The sequence below is a fragment of the Gordonia otitidis genome, assembly GCF_020735545.1.
GTDB lineage: Bacteria > Actinomycetota > Actinomycetes > Mycobacteriales > Mycobacteriaceae > Gordonia > Gordonia otitidis.
Map to the genome: position 1 here is coordinate 4,465,099 of NZ_CP085974.1, position 16,302 is coordinate 4,481,400.

Consider the following 16,302-nt stretch of genomic DNA (forward strand, 5'->3'; position numbering starts at 1 on the left):
TACAGGCCGTGCGACGGCGTCGGTGGAACTAGTGCCTACTGTGCGGTGTCGATCAGCGAGAATCGCAGGCCGGCGATGGCCGTGTCGTTCCACAGCGGGGAGTCGATCTCGTCGGCTCGGACGGCGATCACTTCTCCGCCGCGGTCGAGTACGGTGACCACGATCGACGACATGACGTCGTACCCGTTGTCGTCATAGGTCAATTCGCCTGTCTCCGAGTCGATGTCGCCGGGGATGTCGCGAGTGAAGTCGTAGACGAGTGTCGCCACGGCGCCGGCGGAGGCGGCCTTGCTGATCTCGGCCAGGTCGGTGGCGACCAGACCGCGATTCACTCCGTCGGACAGACGCGCGACGACAGCATTGTTCTGCGCGGCGTTCAGTGCAGGCAGTTCGGCCCGGATCGCGGTGCCGATCTCGTCGGCGCGGAGCTCGTCGGGTGCGCCGGGCACCGGCACCACGGTGCGGTCGGTGTAGGCGGCCTGGAACATGTCCAGTAGCGGGTCGGTGGCGAAGAGGAACAGTGGGCGCTCTCCGCTGCGGTCGACCAGTGCCAGTTCGGCGCTGACCGCTTCGGCGACACGATTGGCGTACTGCTCGAGCAGAACCTTCTTGCCTTCGTCTCCGACGAGCCTGCGGACGTGACCGCGGTCGCGGATGGTCGCCCTGTTGGTGGCGTCGGCCACATCCGTGCTGTGATCGCCTTGGAGCTCCAGCTCGGTCGCCACTGTCGTCGGCGTAGCCTGCCAGAGATTCCAGCCGTTTGCCGACAGCGTCAACGCGAACGCACTCTGCGGCGTGGTCACCGCACGAACGATCTGCCCCAGGTCGAAGTGTCCGCCGGTCTGCATCTGGTTCTCGAGCCGATTGGGCAGGACGAACAGCTGCAGTTGGTCGGGTGAGAGGAAGATGGCCACTGAACTCGACAGGCGCGTCCAGGCCTCGTCCGTGCGAACCTTCTCCCACTGATCGCGCAGCGCGGTCTCGGTCGCGTGTCTGATGCCCTCCTCGCGGAGCTCGCGGATTGCGCGGTCGAACGCGCTCTTCGCATTGAGGTAGCTGCCTTCGCGTGCATCCGGTGCAGGAGAGGTCTCGGCGTAGATCGTGATCGCGTTGTCTCGTCGCGTCCCGAGCTCGCGAAGATCGTCAAGCGTAGGCAGGTCATAGCGGGCCATTGTCATCCTCTCGTCGCCCCCCGGCGTTTCCCCGTACCAACATCCTATGCGTGTCGTCTCTGCTCACCACCGAATGGTCCTACCTGATCAGCGTATCGAACGGGGGCCGACCGAGTGAGCGCCAAGATGCGCTAGGCGAGAACGTAATCCGCGATCGGAGGTGACGACCGTGACAGCTCGGTCGCCGTTCTCCGACACCACATCGACGATCGTGTCGTCACCGGACCCGGGGGCCTCGACGATGCGGGTCCCTTGTCGAGGACACACGCCGCGCGCAGCGCCCTCGACGACCACGACGACGTCGAGGGGGCCGGGTAGGTCCGCCAGACCTGTCGTTGGCAATTCCGCGATCCTGTCGAGGAGGCGCTCGGTCGCGGCCCGTCGGTCACGCCACCATCCATCGGGAACGGATCCGACGACGTTGGCGGCATCGACCACCAGCAGGGGTCGATCATCGTCTGCGCTCATGCGTCCATCGAATGTGCTCAGGTCGCGAGCGTCAACCGGGCGTAGCGTGTGACGGATGGGTTTCACCCGAGCCGAGTTGGCAGCATGCGGCGACCGTCTGGTCCCCGACCTGGTGGGGCCGAACTGCAGGCTGCTGTTCGTCGGCATCAATCCGGGATTGTGGAGTGCAGCGACCGGCGCTCACTTCGCCCGCCCGGGAAACCGATTCTGGCCCGCGCTCTATCGAGCAGGCATCACCGACCACCTCGTCGACGCGTCGTCGGGAATGAGCGATGCCGACAGCGAGTACCTGATCGGCCGCGGGGTGGGGATCACCAATGTGGTCGCCAGGGCGACGGCGACAGCCGCGGAATTGAGCGCCACCGAATTGGTCGTGGGCGGTCGACACCTCCGCGACCGCGTCGAACAGATCGGTCCCGATGTCGTGGCGGTCGCCGGGATCACGGCCTACCGCAGCGCATTTGGTGACCGTCGTGCGACGTCGGGTGAGCAACCCGAACGCTGGGGCGAGACCAGGATCTGGGTGGTCCCGAATCCCAGTGGACTCAACGCACACGAGACGGTCGACAGCCTCGCAGCGGCCTATCGGGAGGTGGCGGTGGCGGCGGCTGTTCTCGCACCCTGAGATCTCACGCACCCTGAGGTCTCGCCGCTCGGCGTTCGGGCAGACGACGGTCGTCAGATGTCCGTCGACGAGAGTTCGCGTCGACGCACCGACAGCAGCTCGACCTCGTGGCGCGCGGCGGCAAATCGCTCCACCGAGTCGAGAACCTCGACGACGTGCGCGCGATCGGGCGCCACGAGACTCACCCCGATCGACGTTCGTCGGTGTGCGTCGAGGTGATCGACCTCGGCCACGGAGACTGCGAAACGTCGGCGACACTCGGCAACGATCGGCCGCACCAGCGATCGTTTCGACCTGAGCGAGTGCACGTCACCGAGCAGGAACTCGAATTCAGCGATACCGATCCACATCGTCGATCATGCTACGCACGGGGCCGAGCGTGCGGAACTCAGTCATCGTGACCCATGAGCTCAGCGACGTGGTCGGGAACGTATTTCGACAACGACCGCGGCGGGCGATGGTAATTGCCGCTCTCGATGGGCTTCTTCGGTAGCGACACCTGCGGACGCGGCACCTCGTGGTAGTCGATCGTCGAGAGAAAGTGCGACATCATGTTCAGTCGCGCATGCTTTTTGATGTCGGATTCGACGACGAACCAGGGACTCATCGCGGTATCGGTGTGCACCATCATCTCGTCCTTGGCGCGGGAGTAGTCCTCCCACCGATAGACGGACTCGAGATCCATCGGACTCAACTTCCACTGCCGCACAGGGTCGTTCATGCGGGCCCGGAATCGTCGGAGCTGCTCCTCATCGGACACCGAGAACCAGTACTTCCGGAGGAGAATGCCGTCGTCGATCAGCATCTGCTCGAAGATAGGCGTCTGTCGGAGGAAACGTGTGTGCTCTTCCGGGGTGCAGAAACCCATCACCTTCTCGACTCCGGCACGGTTGTACCAGGAGCGGTCGAACAGGACGATCTCGCCGGGTGCGGGCAGCTGTGCGACGTAGCGCTGGTAATACCACTGCCCGCGTTCACGATCGTTCGGCGCGGGAAGCGCGGCCACGCGCGCGATACGCGGGCTGAGATATTCGGTGATGCGTTTGATGGTGCCGCCTTTGCCAGCGGCGTCGCGTCCCTCGAAGATGATGACCACCCTGGCGCCCGTTTCGCGCACCCACTCCTGCAGCTTCACCATCTCGGTCTGCAATCGGAAGAGCTCCGCCTCGTAGACGTCGGTGGGGATCTTCTTCGGCTTGTTCCCGGCCGACTTCGACTTCTTCGACATGTCGGAAGTTTAAGCTGCCGTAACCGTTTGAGAGGGAGAGAACGATGAACGGAGTCACTGCGGTGATCGCGCTGCCGTGTGCTTGTCCCGTCCGCCGCTAGCGGGGCTGCAGTCGGCGCGTCAGGATCGCGCGGCCACCGCGTCGAGTTCGGACTGCAACTCGGCCACCGAAGCGTCGATACGCGTCCTCGAGAACTCGTTGATCTCCAGGCCTTCGACGATCTCCCAGCGTCCGCCGACCGCGCGGACCGGGAACGAACACATCAACCCTTCGGGCACCCCGTAGACGCCCGGGGAGCTCACCGCTGCCGACGTCCAGTCATCTGCCGGTGTGCCCGCCACCCAGTCCCGTACATGATCGATCGCTGCATTGGCGGCAGACGCAGCCGACGACGCGCCACGCGCCTCGATGATCGCGGTGCCGCGTGCGGCGACGGTGGGAATGAAGTCGTCGACGAGCCAGTCGGTGTCTTCGGCGATCTCGGCGCCGCTGCGCCCGCCGACCCGCGCGTGGAATATGTCGGGGTACTGGGTCGCCGAGTGATTGCCCCAGATGCTCACCTTGCTGATGTCGCGCACCGGCGCACCGGTGTGCGCAGCGAGTTGCGCTATGGCCCGGTTGTGATCGAGCCGGGTGAGAGCGGTGAATCGCTCGGCGGGCACGTCGGGCGCGTTCGCGGCGGCGACTGCTGCATTGGTGTTCGCCGGGTTGCCGACCACGATGACGCGGATGTCGTCGGCCGCCACCTCATTGATGACGGCTCCCTGACCTGCAAAGATCGCCGAATTGGCCGACAGGAGGTCGGCCCGTTCCATGCCTTTCGTGCGCGGCTTGGCGCCGACGAGAAGCCCGAAGTCGGTACCGTCGAACGCCGCTCGTGCGTCATCGAAGATATCGACGGATGTGAGGAGCGGGAACGCGCCGTCCTGCAACTCCATGGCCGTGCCGTGCGCCGCGGGGACCGCCTGGGGGAGCTCCAGCAGGCGTAGCCGAACCGGCTGGTCGGGTCCGAGCATGTCACCCGCGGCGATGCGGAACACCGCTGCGTATCCGATGCTGCCTGCGGCCCCGGTCACGGTGACGACCACTGGAGTGTCTGTCATCTTCGACTTCCTGTCCTGGTTGTGAGTTGGCTGAATCGGGCGTCGAGACGGCACATCGTCGACGTCGTCGGTGTCTGCACGCGCCCGGGGTGATTCTCAGGTCTGGTCGGACGTCTCTGCGAGGACGACTTTCGTGGCACCGTGCGACAACGTCAGGTTGGCCCCGTCCAGTTTCCAGGTCACCGAATCCGACAGAAAGTCGTTCAGCCAGTTGTCGGCACCGTCGCGTGGCGGTGGACACGCCATCATCGTCGACGCCAGCTTGTTGGCGCGGAACGTTTCGTCGGTGAACGTCACCGCCCCGTTGTGACGGTTGCAGCCCGCCGTCGTCGAGATTCGTCCTGCTTCGGGAAACGACACCTCCAGCGGTCCGCCGCCGGGAATCTGGGTACCGGTGACCGACGTCGACGAATAGTTCTTGCCCACCATCACATTCGGATCGAGTTGACCCGACGATGACCCGGAGTCGCCGCACGCCGTCGCGATCGAGACAGCCGCGACGACACAGGCGAACGCAACGGCACGGGACACCAGACGAGGCGGTGACGCCCCCGGCCGGCGCGACGACTGCGTCTCCCCGGCGTGGCACGGCATCGGGGCAGACGGTGGTGCCGAACCACACATGTGGAGGTCACGTCCGGTCGAACCATCGCGTCGGATGCTCACGGGATTCACGGTAGCCCAAACCACCGACCGGACGTGTCGTGATTCGTGTGCGCGCGGCCGCGTACCGTGGTGGTCGATCCGGGCCGTGACGTCGGAGTTCGGATGACACGACGAGGTAGGAGAATCGTTCGGTGGGAAAGCTGACGAACAGCATGTGGCGGTTGCTGGGAGCCCAGTCCTCACGCAACCAGTCCAAGTCACTCGGGTTGATCAAAGAAGCCGACAATCACACCGACTGGGCTGCGGCCTTGGACTCCGATGACTTCCGCGCCGAGGCCGAGAAGCTCGAGATCGGGGCCGACGAGCAGGACAGGGCTAGGTTCCTCGCACTCGCCCGCGAGGCGGCCGACCGCACGCTCGGCCTGCGTCCCTTCGACGTGCAGTTGCAGGGCGCGCTGCGTCTGCTCGAAGGTGACGTCATCGAGATGGGTACCGGCGAGGGCAAGACCCTCGCGGGCGCGATCGCTGCCGTGGGGTACGTGTTGGACGGACACCAGGTCCACGTGATCTCGGTCAACGACTACCTCGCCACCCGTGACGCGGAGTGGATGAAGCCGCTGTTCGATTCGTTCGGCATCGTCTCGGGCGCCGTCTCGGAGAATTCGACCCGTGATGAGCGCAAGCGCGCCTACGCCGGCGACATCACCTACGGATCGGTCAACGAGATCGGGTTCGACGTGCTACGCGACCAACTCGCGCAGTCCGAGGACGAACTCGTCTCGCCGACGCCCGACGTCGCGATCATCGACGAGGCCGATTCCGTACTCGTGGACGAGGCTCTCATCCCGCTCGTGCTCGCAGGGTCCACCGAGGCCGAGGTGCCCGATCAGGCCATCCACGAGGTCGTCGCGCGCCTGAAGAACAAGCACTACGACATCGACGCCGAGGGCCGTAACGTCACGCTCACCGACGAGGGTGCGTCCTTCGTCGAGGAGGAACTCGGCGGCATCAACCTCTACGACGAGGAGCACGTGGGCACGACCCTCGTGCATGTCAACATCGCCATGCACGCGCACTACCTGCTCGAGCGGGACGTCCACTACATCGTGCGCGACGGCGGAGTCCACCTCATCAACGCGTCGCGCGGTCGTGTCGCGCAACTGCAGCGCTGGCCGGACGGTGTCCAGGCCGCGGTGGAGATCAAAGAGGGTCTCGCGCAGACGGACTCGGGTGAGGTGATCGACACACTCACCGTGCAGGCGCTCATCGGTCGGTATCCGCGGGTGTGCGGTATGACCGGTACCGCACTGGCCGCCGGCGAGCAGTTCCGACAGTTCTACGAACTGCGTGTCTCGCAGATCCCACCCAACACCCCCAACGTCCGTACCGATCTGCCCGACCGCGTGTACGACACCAAGGCCAACAAGGTCGAGGGAATCGTCAACTATGTCAAGGAGATCCACGAGACGGGCCAACCCGTCCTGATCGGCACACATGACGTCGCCGAGTCCGAAGAGCTCGCATACTTCCTCGACAAGGCGGGAGTTCCCAGCGTGGTGCTCAACGCCAAGAACGACATCGAAGAGGCCAAGATCATCGCCGAGGCGGGCGTGAAGGGCGCTGTCACGGTCTCGACACAGATGGCAGGTCGCGGTACCGACATCCGGCTCGGCGGTTCCGACGACGATCCCGCCGCACGTGAGGAGGTCGTCGAACTCGGTGGCCTGTGCGTCGTCGGTACGGGTCGCCACGACACCGAACGACTCGACAACCAGCTGCGCGGGCGCGCCGGTCGACAGGGCGACCCCGGCTCGGCTGTGTTCTTCAGCAGTCTCGAGGACCCGGTCGTGACCAAGAACCTGGCGTTCAAGCGCGATCCGGTGTCACAGGAGCCCGACGGATCGATGGGCCAGAAGGGCATCGACCTGATCGAACAGGCACAGCGGGTGGCCGAGGGTGTGATGCTCGAACTGCACGCCAACACCTGGCGCTACAACAAGCTGGTGAATCAGCAGCGCGAGATCGTCGTCGCGCGTCGGATGAAGCTGCTCACCACGGACACCGCGCTCGAGGAGCTCGCCGATCTCGAGCCGGAACGCTACGCCGAACTGACCGAGGCCGCGAGTCCCTCGTCAGACGCTGCTGACAAGACGACGGCTGACAAGGTGTCAGCTGACACGGCGAGCGCTGACAAGACGAGCGCTGACGAGGAGGCCGGTGACACGACAGCCGATACGGCCGACGACGCGGCTGACTCGACCCGGGCGATCCCCGTCGAGCCTGTCGACCGCGACGTCCTCGTCCAGGCGGCCCGCGAGATCATGCTGTATCACCTCGACCGGGCCTGGGCCGACCATCTGGCGTTCGTCTCCGACGTGCGCGCGAGTATCCACCTCCGCGCGATCGGCAAAGAGAGCCCGCTCGACGAGTTCCATAGGTTGATCCTCGCCGAGTTCGGTGAGATGCCCAGCGAAGCGGTCGAGAACGCCCGCCGCACCTTCCGTGAGGTGCCCATCACCGCGGACGGCGTCGACCTGGGTTCCGCCGACCTGCACCGGTCGACCACGACCTGGACCTACATGGTGCACGACAACCTCTTCGCGTCAGGTGGGGCGAAGACCCTGCAGGGCGTCATCGGCATCTTCCGCTGACGGTGGACGTCCCGGTGGAGACGGAGACGCAGGGACGGTGGCGGATCGCCACCGTGCCCAACGCGCTGAGCGTGCTGCGGCTGGCGTTGATCCCGCTGTTCCTGTGGTTGCTGCTCGACGTCAAGGCCGACGGCTGGGCATTCTGGATCCTCATGTTCTCCGGCTTCACCGACTGGGCCGACGGCAAGCTCGCCAGATTGCTCAACCAGTCGTCGCGGCTCGGGGAACTGCTGGATCCGCTTGCCGACCGGCTCTACATCGTGATCATTCCGGTGGCGTTCGCGATCAGGGGAATCATCCCGTGGTGGATCATCGCCGTGATCGTCGCCCGAGATGTTCTGCTGTTCGCGTCCGGTCCGTTGCTGCGCAGTCGGGGGCTGCTGGCGTTGCCGGTGCTCTACATCGGCAAAGCGGCGACCTTCGCCCTGATGAGCGCGTTTCCGTGGTTGCTTGCGGGACAATTGGATTCGGTTGTCGGCACGATCTGCTATCCGATCGGCTGGGCGTTCCTCATATGGGGTGTCGGCCTCTATGTGTGGTCGTTCCTGCTGTACTGGGCACAGACGATCGCCGTGGTCCGGACGATGCCGCGTGCTGGCGCGCCGACCACCGGCGGCATGGCCTAAAGTCTCGGGGGACTAGAAAGGGGTCGACGTGACCGATACCAATGTGCCGGCCGAATTGAGCTACACCCCGGAACACGAGTGGGTGCGCAAGGTGGGGCCGACGACGGTCCGGGTGGGAATCACCGACTACGCCCAGGGTCAGTTGGGGGATGTCGTGTTCGTGCAACTTCCCGAGATCGACAGCGAGGTCGAGGTGGGGGAGTCGTTCGCCGAGGTGGAATCGACCAAGAGTGTCTCCGACATCTTCGGTCCGCTCAACGGGACGATCTCGAAGGTCAACGACGAACTCGATTCGTCGCCTGATCTGGTCAACTCCGAGCCCTACGACTCGGGGTGGCTGGTCGAGATCAGCGTCGACGACGCCTCGGCGCTCGACGCTCAACTGGCCGACATGCTCGACGCGGATGGCTACCGGGACGTGATCGAAGGCTGACCATTCCGACGGTGCGGGAACGTATGATCATCGGTGTCTCGTCGAGTCGGACGTCGCTGGATTCGGCACAGGCGGTACGGTTTAGCTCAGCGGAAACGACGTCGCATCCGCGGCGTCGTCGACCGGGTGCGAGCCTCGCGTCGCGTGAGCGTGGACGCCGATGGTGAGTGCACTCAAGGTGACGAACGTATGAGGGACGAAGGAGAAGCGGTGAGCGATAACGACAACGGCTACGAGGCGCCGGTGGAAACCACATCGGTGTTCCGTGAGGAGTTCATCAACGAACTCGACGCGGGAGCGGCGACCTCGAGCGAGCCCGCCGACACAGGTGTCGAGCGGCTGTCGCCCGGTACCGCGTTGCTCGTCGTGAAGCGCGGTCCCAACGCCGGCTCGCGCTTTCTGCTCGACCAGCCGACCACCTCGGCGGGCAGGCACCCCGACAGCGACATCTTCCTCGACGACGTCACAGTGAGTCGTCGTCATGCCGAATTCCGCTTGGGAGACAACGAATTCCAGGTCGTCGATGTCGGCAGCCTCAATGGCACGTACGTCAATCGTGAGCCCGTCGACAGTGCGACGCTCAGCAACGGCGACGAAGTCCAGATCGGAAAGTTCCGGTTGGTCTTCCTGAGCGGTCCGCGCGACGCTTCCGGCGCCTGACACCGTGCCGGCCTCGACTGCGGATGCGCGCGGCGGGGGATCGATGTCCATCGGGTCGGTCCTCGCGTTGCTGCGCGAGGACTTTCCCGATGTGACCATCTCGAAGATTCGATTCCTCGAGGCCGAAGGGCTCGTGACGCCAGAACGTGCGCCGTCCGGGTACCGCCGGTTCAGTCAGTCCGACTGCGAGCGGCTGCGCTTCGTGCTCACTGCTCAGCGCGATCGCTATCTGCCGCTGAAGGTCATCAAGGAGCAGCTCGACGCCATCGACAACGGCGACGGTGGGTTCGGCTCGGGCGGCACCCCGGTGTTGTCGACTGCGCGCAGCGTTGTGGCGCCGGCGACCGACTTCTCCGCGCGGGGAGGCCGGGTGTCCCGGGAGACGCTCATCGAGCGCACCGGAGTCGATTCCGCCTTCGTGACCGAGCTCCAACGCAACGGCTTGTTGACATCCGGGCCTGCGGGATTCTTCGACGAGGACGCGGTGCGACTCGTCGAAGCTGCCGCGGCGCTTGCCAATTACGGTGTCGAGACCAGGCATCTGCGCGCATTCAAGGTGTCGGCCGATCGCGAGGCAGGACTCGTCGCGCAGATCGCCAACCCCATCGCCAAGGGCAAGGGGACCGGTGCCCGTGATCGTGCCGAGGAACTCATCCGTGAGATCGCCGCGCTCTCGGTCACCTTGCACACGCAATTGGTCAAGCAGGCCGTTCGCGGCGTCCTCGACTGACACTCCGCCATCCGCGGTGCGGCGCCGTCGCGCCCGCTGCCCGCGCAGTCGGTGTAGCGTCGATGGCAATTATTGACGGCTCGGGAGGTGCGAGATGAGCGAGATGCGTGTGGTGGGCATTCGGGTCGAGCCGCCGCAGAGCCAGCCGGTTCTGCTGCTGCGCGAGGTCGATGGTGAACGCTACCTGCCGATCTGGATCGGTCAGAGTGAGGCGGCGTCGATCGCGTTGCGGCAAAAGGGTATCGAGCCGCCACGTCCCCTTACCCACGACTTGATCGTGAACCTGATCGAAGAGTTCGGCCAGACCCTCGTCGAGGTCCGCATCGTCGACATGCAAGAGGGCACCTTCTATGCCGAGATGGTTTTCTCGGGTGATGTCCGGGTGTCGGCTCGGCCATCGGATTCCATCGCTGTCGCGATGCGGGCCGAGGTGCCGATCATCGCCGACGAGGAGGTGCTCGCCGAAGCGGGCCTGCTGATCCCCGATGAAGACTCCGACGAGGCGCCCGACCAGAAGGAGGACGAGGTGGAGAAGTTCCGCGAGTTCCTCGACAACGTCTCGCCGGACGACTTCAAGGCGAGCGGCGGAGCCTGAGGCGCCCGCCGTCGACGTGACAACGCAGCGACACATCACGGTTGCGTATCCCACTGATCACCGTTCATCTCGATCTCAAGTTGAGGTTGAGCCTTCGGGCGCGTCGCGTTGATTACCTGAGCGGCTCCGGCATAGCGTCACGCATGTGATCGTCGGGGACACGCCCGACGAGGGAGAGCAGATCGGGTCCGGCGGCGTATCGTGGTTGCAGGTCCGCACCGGTCCGATCCGAGCGTGGCGAGGGAGTCTGCAGTGGGCGATATGCCGTTCGACGGTGAAGAAGGTCAGCCGTCAGACAGCGGAGTGACGTCCGACGATCAGGTCGGTGTCCGGGCAGGACACTCGGAGAACACCGAATCGACGGACGCCCACGCGGCGAGCGAGCCCGCTCCGCGTCGCCGGCCGGGCCAGGGCAGCCTCGATGACATCGCGCCCGGCTTGTTCCCCAACGACACCGTTCCCGACGAACTCGTCGGCTACCGCGTCCCGAGCGCCTGCCAGATTGCCGGGATCACCTATCGACAGCTCGACTATTGGGCGCGCACCTCCCTAGTGGTGCCGTCGATCCGCGGAGCGGCTGGATCAGGCAGTCAACGGCTCTATTCCTTCAAGGACATCCTCGTCCTCAAGATCGTCAAGCGTCTGCTCGACACGGGGATCTCACTGCAGAACATCCGGGTCGCCGTCGACCATCTCCGCCAGCGCGGCGTCGAAGATCTCGCAGGTATCACCTTGTTCTCCGACGGCACGACCGTCTACGAATGCACGTCGGCCGAGGAGGTCGTCGACCTCCTCCAGGGTGGACAAGGGGTGTTCGGTATCGCCGTGAACGGCGCGATGCGTGAATTGACCGGTGCCATCGCCGACTTCCCGGGTGAACGTGCTGACGGTGGCGTGACCGAATCCGCGCCCGAAGACGAACTCGCCGCGCGTCGCAAGAACCGCACCCGCCGAACCGGATGAGCGTACGGGTAGACTGAACGACGCGTCGCTGCATCACGGGAGAGCGTCATCTCGAATGGCCGCCGAAGGAGCAACACCTCCTCGTCAAACTCTCAGGCACCCGGACCGTGATGTCGACGGCGCCTCTGGAAAGAGATGGCCGATCAGCGCCATCCGCCCACGGTGAAAGGTTGTCGTGTCATCGTTGACACGCCGACTGAATCTCTCAGGCGCCGCGCAGCGGCATGACAGAGGGGGAGGACCGACCCGCCGGATACCACCCGGTGCGCGCGAGAGGTTCGCCCCATGACGTCTGCCGATGCCTCGACTCATCCGATGGGGGAGACCCCATTCACCTCTGCCGCCTTCGTCGATCGCCATGTCGGTCCGGACGCGGACGAGACCGCGAGAATGTTGGCGCTTCTCGGTGTCGATTCGCTCGACGACCTCGCGCGCCAAGTCGTGCCGTCGTTGATTCTCGACGACCCGTCCGACAACGGGTTGTCCGCTCTCGACGCTCCGCTGACCGAGCAGGAGGCACTCGAGCGTCTCTCCGCGCTGGCGTCGAAGAACACAGTGAACCGGTCGATGATCGGCTTGGGCTATTACGACACGCTCACGCCGGGTGTCATCCTGCGCAATGTCGTGGAGAACCCCGCCTGGTACACCGCATACACGCCGTATCAGCCCGAGATCAGCCAGGGAAGACTCGAAGCTCTGCTGAATTTCCAGACGATGGTCTCCGATCTGACGGCGATGGAGGTCGCGAACGCGTCGATGCTCGACGAGGCGACCGCGGCCGCCGAGGCCATGACACTGATGCGCCGCGCGGGGAAGTCGAAATCGAATCGGGTCGTCGTCGACTCCGACCTCTTTCCGCAGACACGGGCTGTCATCGACACGCGGGCACGACCGCTCGGCATCGAGGTCGTCGAGGCCTCGCTGAATCCCGAATTGCCGCACTGCGGGTTGCCCGATGGTGAGTTCTTCGGTGTCGTCATGCAGACGCCGGGAGCATCGGGTCGGATTCTCGACGTCGCGCCGATCGTCGAGGCTGCACATGAGTCCGGTGCGCTCGTGGCCGTCGGTGCGGACCTGCTGGCATTGACCCTCATCACCCCGCCCGGGGAGCAGGGCGCGGATGTCTGCTTCGGTACCACCCAGCGCTTCGGGGTCCCGATGGGCTTCGGTGGGCCGCACGCCGGTTACCTCTCCGTGCACGCCAAACACTCCCGTCAGCTGCCCGGCAGACTCGTGGGCGTGTCCAAGGACGCCGACGGCAATCTCGCCTACCGCCTCGCGCTCCAGACGCGCGAACAGCACATCCGTCGCGAGAAGGCGACCAGCAACATCTGTACTGCCCAGGTGTTGCTCGCAATCGTCGCCGCGATGTACGCCGGATATCACGGGCCCGCCGGACTGCGTGCCATCGCACGCCGGGTGCACGACTTCGCGGCCGGTCTCGCCAACAGTCTGACCGCAGCAGGTTTCGGTGTCGCGCACGCGAACTTCTTCGACACCGTGCAGGTGCGTGCGGAAGGTCGGGCGGAGGCCATCGTGGCCGACGCGCACCGGGCCGGGGTGAACCTGCGATCGGTGGACGCCGACACGGTGTCCATCGCGTGTGACGAGACCACGACGGCCGCCGACATCGAGACGGTGCTGAGGGTGTTCGAGGCCGCGGGTGTCGAGCCGCGCGATTTCGCACAGCCGATCGAGAACCGGACGAGCGAGTTCCTCACCCATCCCGCGTTCAACCGCTTCCGCACCGAGACGTCGATGCTGCGCTACCTGCGTGCACTGTCGGACAAGGACATCGCGCTCGACCGCAGTATGATCCCGCTCGGCTCCTGCACCATGAAGCTCAACGCCACCACGGAGATGGAGCCGATCACGTGGCCGGAGTTCACCCGGCTGCACCCGTTCGCACCGGAGGGCGACGGCGCAGGCATCCGTGAGTTGATCGCCACTCTCGAGCAGTGGTTGGTGACGATCACCGGATACGACAAGGTCAGCCTCCAGCCCAACGCGGGTTCGCAGGGCGAGTTCGCCGGACTGCTCGCGATCCGTCAGTACCATCTGAGTCGCGGCGAGGCCGAGCGCGACATCTGCCTGATCCCTTCGAGTGCACACGGCACCAACGCGGCGTCGGCTGTGATGGCAGGCATGCGCGTCGTCGTCGTCGCGTGCCGCGAGAACGGGGACGTCGACGTCGACGACCTCCGGGCCAAGATCACACAGCACGGGCAGTCGCTGGCAGCGATCATGATCACCTACCCCTCCACGCACGGAGTGTTCGAGCACGATATCCGTGACATCTGCGCGGCGGTCCACGACGCGGGCGGCCAGGTCTACATCGACGGCGCGAACCTCAATGCTCTCGTGGGTGTCGCACGTCCGGGACGGTTCGGCGGCGACGTCAGCCACCTGAATCTGCACAAGACGTTCTGTATCCCGCATGGCGGCGGCGGACCGGGCGTCGGCCCGATCGCGGTGCGTTCGCATCTCGCGCAGTTCCTGCCCGGACACCCTCTGGCCGACGAATTGCCCGGTGCGGCAACGATTTCAGCTGCACCGTACGGTTCGGCATCTATTCTCCCGATCACCTACGCCTACATTGCGATGATGGGTGCTTCGGGTCTGCGTCGCGCGACACTGACGGCGATAGCGTCGGCGAACTACATCGCCAAGCGCCTCGCCGACCACTTCCCGGTGCTCTACACCGGCGACGGTGGATGGGTGGCACACGAGTGCATCCTCGATCTGCGAACCTTGACCAAGGAGACCGGAGTGACGGTCGACGACGTCGCAAAGCGCTTGGCCGACTACGGATTCCATGCGCCGACGATGAGCTTCCCGGTGGCGGGCACCCTCATGGTCGAGCCGACCGAGAGTGAGAATCTCGACGAGATCGACGCATTCTGCGACGCGATGATCGCGATTCGCGCCGAGATCGACAAGGTGGCCGACGGCACTTGGACCGTCGACGACAATCCGCTGCGCGGTGCACCGCACACGGCGGAATGCCTTGTCGGCGAGTGGGATCACGCGTACTCACGTGAAGAAGCGGTCTACCCGCAGGGGCTCCCTTCGGCAGGTGCACGCACCAAGGTGTTCCCGGCGGTGCGACGTATCGACGGAACGTACGGCGACCGCAACCTGGTCTGCTCATGCCCGCCGATTGAGGCGTTCGCACACTGAGCGCCCACTGATCTCGCCGAGCCGCCGACTCTCTCCGGGGAGGGTGTCGGCGAGCGTCAGGAAGCCGGACCGAAGTCGCTGCCGTATACGAGCTTGTTGATCGTCACGATGGCCGAGTTCTCCGGCTGGGGCATTGGCTCCCTGGTGATCGGGAAGCTCACCGTCTTCGTCGCGGGGGGCAGCGGTGCATTGCCGCGGAAGCCCTGTGAGGTCAGCAGGGACAGGTGTTTCTGGTCCTGGGCAAACGAGAAGAACTCGGCGACGGCAGCGCTGGCGACAGGCGGGACCTGGTCGCCGGACAGCCGGATGATCGGATAGTCGGCGAGCGGAGTGGGACCGGTCGGCACGATCTCGGCCAGTCGCGCGGTCGAATCCTCCCGGGTGAGCTTGTAGAGCTGCTGCTCGGTGATCGGAACCGCGTGAATGGGTGAGGTTCTCGCGTCGTCGGCATCACGCATCACCGTCGCCGCCCCGACGGGGGTCCCGTCGGGCGACTGCGGGGCGCCTTCGAGCATCGCGGCGACACTCGAGGACACCCGAGACGACGACGCGTCGTCGTTGGTCAGGGAGGAGCTGGTGCGCATGACACGCATCGCGACCGCCTGTGCGGCCAGTGACGAGGCGTCGGACTGAGCCCCGAGCGGCATCGCCATCCGCAGCGAACCCCAGTCGGAGAGATCGAAGTCGCGGAGGCTGCCGTCGCGTTGTTGCAGCGTCGGAACCTGGCCCCAGTCGATCTTCCCGTCGATGGTGCCGCCGAGTTCGGCCGACGTCGCGAGTACGACCGGCGAGGTTACCAACGACGACGGATTTCCTTCCACGGTCGACGGCTTCGCCTGTGTCAGCTCCGCCGCCCAGACGGACGACTGCGGAACCCACGCAGCGGGGAACGCTCCCATCGAGCCCGTGTCCCAGGTCCCGGTCAGCGCGTCGAGCGTGGTCTTGGCATCACCGGCTCGGACGGCGATGGTGATGCAGTGGTCGCGGACGACGGGTTTGCTCGCACCGAAAGCGCGGGCGATCTCGATGAGTGCGGGAGCGACATCGGCGTCGGCCACGACGTCGACCGTCGCAGGCCCTTCCACACACGCTGCGGCGGCACTGTCGGCCTGCTCGTCGAGGTGGTCGCCGAGTTGCTGCCAGGCGACGATCACCGCGGCGATCAGCACGATTGCGAGCAGCGCGAACACCAGCCCGCGGCTGACCCCCCGCTGCCTGATTCCGTTTCCGCCACCGGTCACCCGATGATGCGCCACTACCG

16 protein-coding genes and 1 riboswitch are annotated in these 16,302 nt (G+C 65.5%); of the genes, 9 read left to right on the plus strand and 7 right to left on the minus strand.

Annotation, left to right across the window (positions count from 1 at the left end):
* Positions 1-35: 35 nt before the first annotated feature.
* Together LK459_RS20410 and LK459_RS20415 are read right to left on the minus strand one after the other, a co-directional pair.
* The gene (locus tag LK459_RS20410; RefSeq protein WP_227920369.1) at positions 36-1,172 is read right to left on the minus strand and encodes a baeRF11 domain-containing protein; all 1,137 of its coding nucleotides are present in this window, start codon (positions 1,170-1,172) and stop codon (positions 36-38) included.
* 87 nt (positions 1,173-1,259) lie between these two features.
* Entirely contained in the window at positions 1,260-1,640 is a 381-nt protein-coding gene (locus tag LK459_RS20415; RefSeq protein ID WP_227920370.1) for an NYN domain-containing protein, read from the minus strand.
* 55 nt (positions 1,641-1,695) lie between these two features.
* Here LK459_RS20415 and mug point away from each other — a divergent pair, with 55 nt between their 5' ends.
* Positions 1,696-2,265, plus strand: coding sequence for a G/U mismatch-specific DNA glycosylase (gene mug, locus LK459_RS20420; RefSeq protein ID WP_227920372.1), 570 nt, complete (start codon positions 1,696-1,698; stop codon positions 2,263-2,265).
* A 53-nt stretch (positions 2,266-2,318) separates the two neighbouring features.
* Here mug and LK459_RS20425 read toward each other — a convergent pair whose 3' ends face one another.
* The 4 genes from LK459_RS20425 to LK459_RS20440 form a co-directional block, all read right to left on the minus strand.
* Positions 2,319-2,615, minus strand: a complete 297-nt coding sequence (locus tag LK459_RS20425; RefSeq protein ID WP_227920373.1) for a DUF503 domain-containing protein — start codon at positions 2,613-2,615, stop codon at positions 2,319-2,321.
* A 38-nt stretch (positions 2,616-2,653) separates the two neighbouring features.
* Positions 2,654-3,493, minus strand: coding sequence for a polyphosphate kinase 2 (gene ppk2, locus LK459_RS20430; protein WP_227920375.1), 840 nt, complete (start codon positions 3,491-3,493; stop codon positions 2,654-2,656).
* A gap of 120 nt (positions 3,494-3,613) precedes the next feature.
* Complete coding sequence (locus tag LK459_RS20435) at positions 3,614-4,597, minus strand: malate dehydrogenase (protein WP_227920378.1); 984 nt, start codon at positions 4,595-4,597, stop codon at positions 3,614-3,616.
* Positions 4,598-4,693: 96 nt separating this feature from the next.
* Positions 4,694-5,263 carry an META domain-containing protein gene (locus LK459_RS20440; RefSeq protein WP_227920380.1) on the minus strand — a complete coding sequence of 190 codons (570 nt, stop codon included), beginning with the start codon at positions 5,261-5,263 and terminating at the stop codon, positions 4,694-4,696.
* A 131-nt stretch (positions 5,264-5,394) separates the two neighbouring features.
* Here LK459_RS20440 and secA2 point away from each other — a divergent pair, with 131 nt between their 5' ends.
* The 8 genes from secA2 to gcvP all read left to right on the plus strand — a co-directional run bounded on the left by secA2 (position 5,395) and on the right by gcvP (position 15,041).
* Positions 5,395-7,854, plus strand: a complete 2,460-nt coding sequence (gene secA2, locus LK459_RS20445) for an accessory Sec system translocase SecA2 (protein WP_227920381.1) — start codon at positions 5,395-5,397, stop codon at positions 7,852-7,854.
* Positions 7,855-7,868: 14 nt separating this feature from the next.
* A complete protein-coding gene (locus LK459_RS20450; protein WP_227920384.1) occupies positions 7,869-8,480 on the plus strand; it encodes a CDP-alcohol phosphatidyltransferase family protein in 612 nt (203 codons plus the stop codon).
* A 28-nt stretch (positions 8,481-8,508) separates the two neighbouring features.
* Entirely contained in the window at positions 8,509-8,913 is a 405-nt protein-coding gene (gene gcvH, locus LK459_RS20455; protein ID WP_227920386.1) for a glycine cleavage system protein GcvH, read from the plus strand.
* A 189-nt stretch (positions 8,914-9,102) separates the two neighbouring features.
* Entirely contained in the window at positions 9,103-9,573 is a 471-nt protein-coding gene (gene garA, locus LK459_RS20460) for a glycogen accumulation regulator GarA (RefSeq protein ID WP_039993567.1), read from the plus strand.
* A 43-nt stretch (positions 9,574-9,616) separates the two neighbouring features.
* Positions 9,617-10,303, plus strand: coding sequence for a transcriptional regulator FtsR (ftsR, locus tag LK459_RS20465; protein WP_007237644.1), 687 nt, complete (start codon positions 9,617-9,619; stop codon positions 10,301-10,303).
* Positions 10,304-10,397: 94 nt separating this feature from the next.
* Entirely contained in the window at positions 10,398-10,898 is a 501-nt protein-coding gene (locus LK459_RS20470; RefSeq protein WP_007237643.1) for a bifunctional nuclease family protein, read from the plus strand.
* Positions 10,899-11,150: 252 nt separating this feature from the next.
* Positions 11,151-11,861 (plus strand): MerR family transcriptional regulator, encoded by a 711-nt coding sequence (locus LK459_RS20475; protein WP_227920387.1) that lies wholly within the window; start codon positions 11,151-11,153, stop codon positions 11,859-11,861.
* Positions 11,862-11,887: 26 nt separating this feature from the next.
* Positions 11,888-11,979: riboswitch (glycine riboswitch) on the plus strand.
* A 167-nt stretch (positions 11,980-12,146) separates the two neighbouring features.
* A complete protein-coding gene (gcvP, locus tag LK459_RS20480; protein WP_227920388.1) occupies positions 12,147-15,041 on the plus strand; it encodes an aminomethyl-transferring glycine dehydrogenase in 2,895 nt (964 codons plus the stop codon).
* 56 nt (positions 15,042-15,097) lie between these two features.
* Here gcvP and LK459_RS20485 read toward each other — a convergent pair whose 3' ends face one another.
* The gene (locus tag LK459_RS20485) at positions 15,098-16,297 is read right to left on the minus strand and encodes a substrate-binding domain-containing protein (RefSeq protein WP_227920393.1); all 1,200 of its coding nucleotides are present in this window, start codon (positions 16,295-16,297) and stop codon (positions 15,098-15,100) included.
* Positions 16,298-16,302: the final 5 nt, after the last annotated feature.